The organism is Oligoflexus sp. (assembly GCF_035712445.1).
Taxonomy (GTDB): Bacteria; Bdellovibrionota_B; Oligoflexia; order Oligoflexales; family Oligoflexaceae; genus Oligoflexus.
On sequence record NZ_DASTAT010000108.1, the window covers coordinates 108723 to 118057 of the forward strand.

A 9335-nucleotide genomic window follows, 5' to 3' on the forward strand; every position below is an offset into this window, starting at 1 on the left:
CGTGTTTACGAAGCGAACGATCTACACGCCTGAACATGAAATGTTCCGCGAAAGCTTTAAAAAGTTCCTGCACAAGGAAGTTCTTCCCTATCAGGAAGAGTGGGAAGCCGCTGGCATCATCCCACGCGAAATCTATCAAAAGTGCGGCGAGCAGGGCTTCCTCGTGCCCCAGGCGCCCGAGGAATACGGCGGGCTCGGCATCCACGATTTCCGCTATGAAGCGATCATGCTGGAAGAGCTGGCCTACTACAACGAATTCGGTCTGATGCTGGGCCTGCACAATACGATTTGTGCTCCTTATCTTCTGACCTACGGCAACGAAGAGCAGAAAAAACGCATCATTCCCAAAATCGTCAGCGGTGAAGCGATCCTCGCCGTGGCGATGACCGAGCCCGGTGCTGGTTCGGACCTTGCGGGCATGAAGACTACGGCGGAAGACAAGGGTGATCATTGGGTGCTGAATGGTCAGAAGACCTTCATTTCCAACGGGATCAACTCGGATGTGATTCTGGTCGCGGCCAAAACCGTCCCAGGCAATCCGCATGCGATGGGTATCTTCATCGTCGAGCGCGGTGATATCGGACTGGAGCGCGGCACGCCTTTGAAGAAGATCGGTCTTCTGTCGCAGGATACGGCCGAGCTTTACTTTGAAAATCTCAAGGTGAAGAAAAGCAACGTCCTCGGCGATCCGACCAAGGGTTTCAAATACCTGATGGCCCAGCTGGCCACCGAACGTCTCTCGCTGGCCGTCGGTGCGGTTGCCAACTGCCGCGGCGCCATTGAATCGACCATCAAGTACGTGAAAGAGCGGAACGTCTTTGGCAAGCCGGTTGCGGCCTTCCAAAACACCCAATTCAAACTTGCGGAAATGGCCACCGAAACGGACATCGCCCAGGTTTACGTGGACCGCCTGATCGAAGAGCAAAACAACGGAACGGTAAGTCCCGAGCAGGCCTGTGCGGCCAAGTACTGGACCACGGACCTTGCGTGCAAGGTGATTGACGAGTGTCTGCAGCTGCACGGCGGCTATGGTTATATGAAGGAATATACCATCAGCAAAATGTGGCTGAACGCCCGTATCGGCCGGATCTATGCCGGCGCCAATGAAATCATGAAAACGGTCATCGCCCGTCAGATGCAGCTCTAGGAGAACGTCATGCAGCCCTTCGCTCAGCTTAAGGTTTTGGATTTCACGACCCTTTTACCAGGGCCTTTTGCGACCATGTACCTTGCCGATTGGGGGGCTGATGTTCTGCGTGTGGAAGCTCCCGACCGGGAGGATATGTCGCGGACCATGCCGCCTTTTGTCAAAGGCGTCAGCACCACGCATGCCTTCCTCAACAGGTCGAAGAAGTCGATCGTCCTCGATCTGAAGGAAGCCTCCGCACGCGCGAAGATTCTGGAGCTGGTTCAGGACTATGATGTCATCGTCGAGCAATTTCGTCCGGGGGTGATGGCGCGTCTGGGTCTTGATTACAAGGCTTTGTCCGCCGTCAACCCTCGCGTTATCTACTGCTCGCTCACCGGCTATGGTCAGACCGGCCCTTACGCGGATCGCGCGGGGCACGATATCAACTACGCGGCGCTCAGCGGTCTCGCGGCCATGACAGGGACCAGGGCGAGCGGCCCTGTGATTCACGGGGATCCTGTCTGTGATCTGGCAGGATCCTTTCATACCCTTTTTGGTCTTTTGACGGCGCTTTATCATCGGGAGCGCACAGGGGAAGGCCAGGCTGTGGATATTTCCATCACCGATAGCAGCCTGATGCTATCCGGTCTTTGGCTGTCGATGGGACTCGGCGCGCAGCAGTTCCCTACATGGGAAGGCACGCTGCTGAATGGTGGCTCGTTTTACGGCTACTATAAGACCAGCGATGGCCAATATCTGAGCGTCGGTGGGCTGGAACCCAAGTTCCTGCGTGGATTTTTGGAAGCCATCGAGGCCCTCGATCTTTTAACGGGCGATCTGAGCCGGCCGGATTATCTGATGCGCATGCGGATCGAAATCCAGGCCCGCATTCAGCTGAAGACGCTCGACACCTGGCTTGGGATTTTCTCGAAGCTCGATGTCTGTGTGGAACCCGTTTTAAGCATGGATCAGGTGATCCGTCATCCCCAATTTCAGGCGCGGCAGATGTTTGTCGATGTGCCGGCCGGTTACGGCGGTCAGCAGAAGCAGTTGGGTTCGCCTCTTAAATTCTCGAGCTTCCAGCCTATCTATCGCTTCGTCGGAGCGGCTAAAGGCGCGGACAACGACCTTCTGAAGTAACAGAACCTAACAAGTATGGGCAAGCGGATGTGGGCTCACATGCGATTGTTGTGATACTACTGTCTTAAAGATCCCCTGCTCCCCGGGGGATCTTATTTTGTTTCCCGAAGAATTCCACAAAGCGCGTCACGGCCGGCGGATGAAACCTGCGACTCGGGTAAACGATCCAGCCTTTGGCCGGTTCAAACGCATACTGCGGAAGAACCCGGACCACGCTTTCGGCCTTGAGTTCCTTTTCGATCAGAAACGAGGGCAGTAGACAAAGGCCCTGACCCTGCATCATAAGATCCTTTAAAAAAAGACTGTTATTGACGGCCACAGACGGTTCAAAGACATGCGTATGGGTTCGGCTCCTATGGGTCATGACCCAGCGATTGCGCTGCTTCGCATGGGTATAGGCGAGGCAGCGATGGTCCTTCAGATCCTCGGGCGATTGAATCGCGCCCATCTCCTTCTTATAGGATTTCGAGCAGACGAGATGATGCGGAAACTCGGCGAAAAGACTGGCCACGAGGCTGGAGTCCTTCATCTCGCGCTGGATGCGAATGGCGATATCATAGCCCTCTTCGACCAGATTCACGGTGGCATCTTCCAGATGAAGGGAGATGGATACCTTGGGATAAAGGCGATTGAAGTCTCGGACGACTTTGGATAGCTGGGTCAGGCCATAGGACATGGGCGCCGCGATCTTCAACCGACCCTTGACCTCCTGCGACAGCTGCGAAAATTGCTGATGCACATCCTCAATGTCCTGCAGGATCTTCACGCAGGCTTCATAGTAATGCATTCCGGCTTCGGTCAGCTGCAGCCGCCTTGTGGTTCTTTGCAGAAGCCGAATGCCAAGACTTTCTTCCAGATCCCCCACGATTTTACTGACCGCGGCCGGGGTCAGCTGCAGATCCTCAGCAGCATGGGCCATGACGCCGTGATCAACGACCTTGCAGAAGACGGACATGGATTTGAAGTTCATGAGGCTCCCGATTATTAACGTTTCGTTGAGAGTCCATCAAAATAATAAGCATTTTTGTTGGGAATGAAAGTGACGATAACTGAGGCTATCGGACGCCACCCTAACGGAAGGACACTGACCATGAATCCAAGACTTGCAATCCTGACCTCAGCTTTTCTCTTCGTTCAAATCGCCCACGCCAAGGAACCCGACGTCGGGATCAGTCCCTGGGGCAAGGATGATGAATTGGGACGCTTCAATCTAATGACCGATGCTTCCAGGGCGGCCATCCTGGGGCGCATTCTGGGGGGTAAAAGCTATGACCTCTCGGTCGAGTATTTCATTGGAATGCCCAGCTGGCATGCGATCGGTGACCCACGCTACCAGTTCTGGCTCACTCATACCCCACGAGGCACTGTGATTGACGATCCCATGCAGGTGGGGGACTCGCAGAATCATCATGTCGGGTATACAGGATCGGCGTTTTCCATGTATTCCCATATGGGAACCCACATCGATGCTCTGAATCACTTTGGATTGAACGGCAAAATTTGGAACGGCTTTCGAGCTGATGAATTCTTGGGCGACCGGGGCTGGAAGAAAACCGGCGCCGAGACGATACCGCCGATCATTGCCCGCGGCGTTCTTTTGGATATAGCCGGGCTCCGAGGCGGCGACATGCTGCCGGATCAGTATCGCATCACAAGGCAGGACATCCTGGATGCTCTGAAAAAGCAGAAGATCGCGCTGCAGAAAGGCGATGTGGTTCTGATTCGGACCGGCCGCATGAAGATTTACCAGGATGAGAAGGCCTACATGAATAATCCGCCGGGGATGAGCCTCGATGCCGCCCGGCATCTGATCGAAGAAGGTGGTGCGATGATCGTTGGCGCGGATAATTTAAGCTTCGAAACCTTCCCCTCCGAAGTCCCGGGGAATTACGTGCCGCTTCATACCTATCTTTTGGCTCAGAAGGGAGCACCCATCATCGAACTGGTTTTTCTTGAAGAGCTGGCGCGGGACAGGATTTATGAGTTTGCTTTTATTGCCGGATCGTTGAAACTGAGAGGCGCGGATGCTGCTCCCTTGCGGCCCATCGCGCTTCCCATCCGTCGCTAACTGAAGGAGTTGGATATGGCTTTTGAAATGCTCGTTGGCCTTAATGTGGTGGATGACGAGGCCTATAGCGCCTATCGCCGTGGCATGACGCCCATCATGGAACGATACGGGGGCAGTTTTCGCTACGATTTCAGGGTGGAAAAGACTTTGAAGAGTGAAGTCTCCCACCCGATCAATCGGGTCTTCATCATCAGCTTTCCTGATTTGGATGCGCGAAAGGGATTCTTTGCGGATCCTGAATATCAGAAAGTCAGGAAGGAATTCTATGTTCCCGCTGTGAAAGATACCGCGATTCTTTGGGAACATAACTCGTGACCGTGAAGGCCCCGGTTTCAGGACTGGGGCTTAATTCACTCCGTATCGCGCTTTGATGCGGTTGAGCTGCCCGCTCTTTTTCAAATCCTCGATGCCTTTATCCAGGACCTGCCGCAATTTCTTCCGAAGCTCCGGCTGCTGGGTCGCGATGCCCACATGCAGATCGGTGTAAAGATGCTCCATCGGTAGCTCACCCGCAATCTGCACGCTGTTTTCCAGTCCGTGGCGCCGCGCGTGATAAAGAAAGGCATTGCGATCGGACGGCACAATAGTCACACGCTGACTGGCGAGCATCTGCACCTGCTGATCGGTGCCCAGATCGCTGGCCAGGGTCAGGATATACTTTCTCTGGGCCGGATCATTGATCAGGGCACTGATCACCGGGGGATAGCCATAGTCGCGAATAACGGCCATGCTCTGCCCCTTCAGCGACTCCTCGCCTTTGAACCGCCAGCTGCTGCTTTTATGGGTGAACAGGCGTCCCTCGATTGTCCCGAGAGGCAGGCTATTGCGCTCAAGCTTCAGCTCTTCCGTCTCGTAGCGCGTCAAAGGAACGACGAGCTCCAACTGACCTTTCTGAGCCATGGTCTTTAGGCGTGCCCAGCTGCCCTTGATGGCCACCACCTTATAACCCTGGGCTTCCAGGACCTGTTGAACAGTATCCACGAAATAACCATTTTTAGCGTCTTTCAGACAGCTGTAAGGACAGAAATCGTCATAACCAAGGCGTATAGATTCAGGGCCGTCACTGAAGGCGAGGCTGGAAAGTCCAAGAAGCAAGCAGCCCAGGCGTAGGTTCCAGGACATGATGGGATACTCCTGAGTGAGGCGGAATTTGCTCATTCTAGGAGACTTGCTCGGTAAAAATCACGCAGAACTTTGGGGAATTTATGTAAGCGTTGGAGGGTAAGGGACAGCCCGGTGCTGAGCCCGGGCTCTGAGTTCACTAAAGCAGATGCTGCTCGTAGACGATGGTCTCTTCCGTTGTCATCGCCTTCGAGATCACATGACGGTACTTCGCTTCCACCTGATGCCTTTTGACCTTCAGAGTCGGTGTCATCATCCCGCCATCCACGGTCCAGTCCTCATGGATCAGAATGCAGCGGTTGATGCGCTCATGCTTATCGAGTTTTTTGTTCAGCCTTTTCAGGGACTCGGTGAATTCCCTTAGGATCAGATCCTGCGGCTGCTTGCGCGCGGATTCGGTCAGTACGCAAAGCGCCACGGGACTTGGCAGCGTGTTGCCCGTGATGCAAAGCTGCTCGATATAGGGGTTATCCGCCAGGAAATGGTTTTCAATCGGCGCTGGGGCTATGTATTTGCCGGTATCCGTCTTGAAAATCTCCTTGATGCGGCCGGTAATCTTCAGGCAGCCGTCTTCATCAATCTCGCCCATATCACCGGTGCGGATGGCGCCATCGAAAAGGACCTCCGCTGTGCCTTCGGGATCCTTGTAGTAGCCGAGCATGGCGGCTCCGTTTCGGATCCAGATTTCACCGTTCTCGGCGATGGTCAGCTGCGTGCGTGGCTGGGCCGGGCCCACGGTGCCGATCTTGTTTTCACCGCTGCGATTGGCGGTGGCGTAACCGAAGTTTTCCGTCAGGCCATAACCTTCCAGGATGTCGATACCGAGTTTTTTATACCAGGCCTGCAGCGAAGGGGCGATCGGCGCGGCGCCCGAACCAATCGAACGGGCCTTATGCAGACCGAGGCCCTTTTGGATTTTCTTTTTGATCAGAGTCGAAACCAGAGGAATGCTCAGAAGACGATCGAGTTTTTCCTGCGGAACTTTTTCGAGGATGCCCTGCTGGAATTTCTTCCAAAGGCGCGGCACCGAGAAAAATGCAGTCGGAGCCACATCCCGAAGATTCTGGGCGAAGGTATCGAGCGACTCGGCGAAGCTGATGGTCGCGCCCGCATAGATGCCGTTCATCTCCACCAGCACGCGCTCGGCGACGTGGGACAAAGGCAGATACGAGAAATAACGTTCTTCCGGGCCGAAGGAGAAGGTTTCCTTATAGCCCATCGCTGCCGACGCTATCGTCCGGAAGCTATGCATCACGCCTTTGGGATAACCCGTGGTGCCGGAAGTGTAGATGATGCTCGCCAGCTGATCGAGGTTGGGCTGATGCTGGCCTTCCAGGCTTTTGCCGGTTTCCAGCAGATGATTCCAGTCGTAATCGGCCGTCATCGGATCGGGATAGGGGAAACGGATGCGTTTGACCGACGAGGGAATGCCGGATTCCATCTTCTGCCATTCATCCAGTTTGCCTACGAAGATCACCTTGGTTTCGCTGTGGCGCAGGACGTAGTCAATGGAATCGGCCTGTTGCGTGGGATACAGAGGAACGCTGACGCAATCGGCCATCATAATCGCAAGGTCGGCCATGATCCAATGCGCGCAGTTTTTGGAAAGGATCGCGACCCGATCGCCCGATTCACAGCCGAGATCCTTCAAGGCCTGGGCCATGCGGCGCGCCTGGCGGCCGGTTTCGCCCCAGGTGTATTCATGCCATTTGCCGTTGAGCGGCTGACGCAGAAACACGCGATTGGGGTGGTTCTTCTCACGATCGTAAAACATATCGAGCGGTGTTTTCAGTATGGGCTCACTCATGGCCTGCCGTCCCCCTTGTTGATTGAAGATCTGCTTTTGATAGCAGGTATGCCCTTCATGAGAAAGCGGAAACTGCTGCCATTTCCTGACAATTTCAAAAAGGTTTTCTCGCGGTAAACAAAGAGGGAGGCGATGATAGATAATCTTGAGAAAAATTATGAAACGAAGGATTTGTGCGGCAGCAGAGCGATGGGTGATTTTATGGGGAGCCTCCCCCCCTCAAACCCTTGGGCCGAGTGAGAGGAAGGCTGACGTTTGTGCGTTGAAATGGGTTCAAGGGCAGCGTGACCAGCTCAGTTTCCATTTCTGGAAACTGCCTTCCGCGCTGTCTGTCCCCATCACGCCATAGGCATTGGGAAAGCTCTCGCGATCGGCATTCCACACCCGCATGGTCATATTAATATTCATGGCGCGCTCTTTATCACAGGGTGACCAGACTCTATCGTCTATTTTCACCTGCTGCTGGTAAAAGAATGGATTATCCTCGGGACCTTTTTTCGTATTGGTGACAGTGGTTCCTGGTCCAGCGCCCTGAATATAGTATTTCGTATTATGCAGGGCCTCGATGCCCTCATCGAGTTTGATGTATCCGCGGTAATCAAAACCTGCGACAGCGAAGCGCCAGCCCACAGGGATGGAGAGATTAAGGGTGATCTGGCAGTTTTTGATTCCGTTCTTCAGATCAATGCCTGGACCTGATTCCACGATGTTTTCATAAAACGTCAGCGCAAAGCTCATACGGTCAGCGGCAACGTTCGTTGTAAAACTATTCTCGCGACAACCGCTACCGCCGACAGTGATAGAGCTGATGTTGAAACCGGATGGGCCGACTTCCTGACCCTGCAGAGATGCTGTCAGATTCAAGAGACAGCCCCCTATGAGGAATAAGGGTGTTCGCATATTCTTCTCCTTCCAAGAGCAATTTCCAGACTCACATTAACAAATTATTGAAGAGACTCAAGATGAAGTCTGGAGCTCTTGCCAGCGGGAAGGATAAGCGAGTGGATATCGTTCACTGAAAGAAGGCAACTGACAGAACAGGATTTGGGGTGAAAAACCCAAGCGCCACCCCCGCATGGCGGGGGTTCGCTGGGCGCAAGGCTTGAAAATCAGACCTTTTTCGACATCCATTCCACCAAATCAATTTTGGTGAGGATGTGCAGCGGATGATTGTGCTTGTCGAGAACAATTGCGAGGCCCGACTTCATGATCGCGCCCTGCAGCGAACTGATCGGTGTATTGAGTTCCACCGTCGGCACCGAGCGTTCCATGATAGCGCCGACTTTCTCGTCCACGGCGTCGGTGGAGCTGAGGAAGTGCAGCAGATGATCTTCGGTCAAAATCCCGACGAGGTAGTTGTTGTTCAGGACGGGCAGCTGCGAAATGCACTGGGTCCGCATGAGTTCGATGGCCTTGGCGGCGCTCTCATCCACGCTGACGGTGATCAGGTTTTTCTTGGGTTTCGCTTCGACCAGACGCTGCACAGCGCCTTCCAGAGCCGAAGGACCCGAGAAGCTGTTGTCGGCCATCCACTTGTCATCGACGAACTTGGTCATATAGTTGCGGACGCCATCGGCCAGCAGCACCACACAGTTCTGGCCTTTTTTCAGCTTTTTGGCTTCTTTCAGCGCCGCATAAAGAGCCGAGCCCGCGGAACCGCCGCAAAGCAGACCTTCCTCGCGAATCAGGCGACGCGCGAGCAGGAAGGACTGCCGATCGTTGGTCTTCACCCAGGTATGCACGAGCTTGCGATCGAGCACATCGGGGACGAAGTCATAGCCGATGCCTTCGACTTTATAAGAAGAGACCTCGGTGCCGCCGCCGAGGATGGAGCCCTCGGGATCAGCGCCGACGATGATGCATTCCGGGTTGGCTTCTTTCAAACGCTTGGCCACGCCGGTGATCGTACCGCCGGTTCCGGCTCCGATCACGACCATGTCCACCTTGCCGTTCAGATCGCGCAGAATTTCTTCCGCCGTTGTCTCATAGTGAACGTTGGGGTTGGATGGGTTGCTGTACTGATCGAGGATATGCGCGTTGGGCAATTCCTTCTGAAGGCGCTTGGCTAC

General features: G+C 54.5%; 9 protein-coding genes and 1 pseudogene. 4 read left to right on the forward strand and 6 right to left on the reverse strand.

Going from position 1 to position 9335, the window contains the following annotated elements; genetic code table 11:
* The first annotated feature begins 1 nt into the window (after position 1).
* The gene (locus VFO10_RS23800) at positions 2 to 1147 is read left to right on the forward strand and encodes an acyl-CoA dehydrogenase family protein (protein WP_325144492.1); all 1146 of its coding nucleotides are present in this window, start codon (positions 2 to 4) and stop codon (positions 1145 to 1147) included.
* 9 nt (positions 1148 to 1156) lie between these two features.
* Entirely contained in the window at positions 1157 to 2269 is a 1113-nt protein-coding gene (locus VFO10_RS23805; protein WP_325144493.1) for a CaiB/BaiF CoA-transferase family protein, read from the forward strand.
* Positions 2270 to 2333: 64 nt separating this feature from the next.
* Here VFO10_RS23805 and VFO10_RS23810 read toward each other — a convergent pair whose 3' ends face one another.
* Entirely contained in the window at positions 2334 to 3239 is a 906-nt protein-coding gene (locus tag VFO10_RS23810; protein WP_325144494.1) for a LysR family transcriptional regulator, read from the reverse strand.
* A gap of 120 nt (positions 3240 to 3359) precedes the next feature.
* On the opposite strand from VFO10_RS23810, the gene VFO10_RS23815 reads away from it, so the two are divergent.
* Positions 3360 to 4337 carry a cyclase family protein gene (locus VFO10_RS23815; RefSeq protein WP_325144495.1) on the forward strand — a complete coding sequence of 326 codons (978 nt, stop codon included), beginning with the start codon at positions 3360 to 3362 and terminating at the stop codon, positions 4335 to 4337.
* Positions 4338 to 4352: 15 nt separating this feature from the next.
* Positions 4353 to 4652 (forward strand): DUF1330 domain-containing protein, encoded by a 300-nt coding sequence (locus VFO10_RS23820; RefSeq protein WP_325144496.1) that lies wholly within the window; start codon positions 4353 to 4355, stop codon positions 4650 to 4652.
* A gap of 30 nt (positions 4653 to 4682) precedes the next feature.
* Here VFO10_RS23820 and VFO10_RS23825 read toward each other — a convergent pair whose 3' ends face one another.
* The 5 genes and pseudogenes from VFO10_RS23825 to VFO10_RS31340 all read right to left on the reverse strand — a co-directional run.
* Positions 4683 to 5459 carry a substrate-binding periplasmic protein gene (locus VFO10_RS23825; protein WP_325144497.1) on the reverse strand — a complete coding sequence of 259 codons (777 nt, stop codon included), beginning with the start codon at positions 5457 to 5459 and terminating at the stop codon, positions 4683 to 4685.
* 139 nt (positions 5460 to 5598) lie between these two features.
* Positions 5599 to 7266 carry an AMP-binding protein gene (locus VFO10_RS23830; protein ID WP_325144498.1) on the reverse strand — a complete coding sequence of 556 codons (1668 nt, stop codon included), beginning with the start codon at positions 7264 to 7266 and terminating at the stop codon, positions 5599 to 5601.
* Positions 7267 to 7539: 273 nt separating this feature from the next.
* Positions 7540 to 8166, reverse strand: coding sequence for a DUF4360 domain-containing protein (locus tag VFO10_RS23835; RefSeq protein WP_325144499.1), 627 nt, complete (start codon positions 8164 to 8166; stop codon positions 7540 to 7542).
* Positions 8167 to 8375: 209 nt separating this feature from the next.
* The gene (locus VFO10_RS31335; protein WP_349259384.1) at positions 8376 to 8795 is read right to left on the reverse strand and encodes a CBS domain-containing protein; all 420 of its coding nucleotides are present in this window, start codon (positions 8793 to 8795) and stop codon (positions 8376 to 8378) included.
* Positions 8778 to 9335: pseudogene (locus VFO10_RS31340) on the reverse strand (pyridoxal-phosphate dependent enzyme); the annotation flags it as partial. The pseudogene VFO10_RS31340 and the gene VFO10_RS31335, both read right to left, overlap by 18 nt.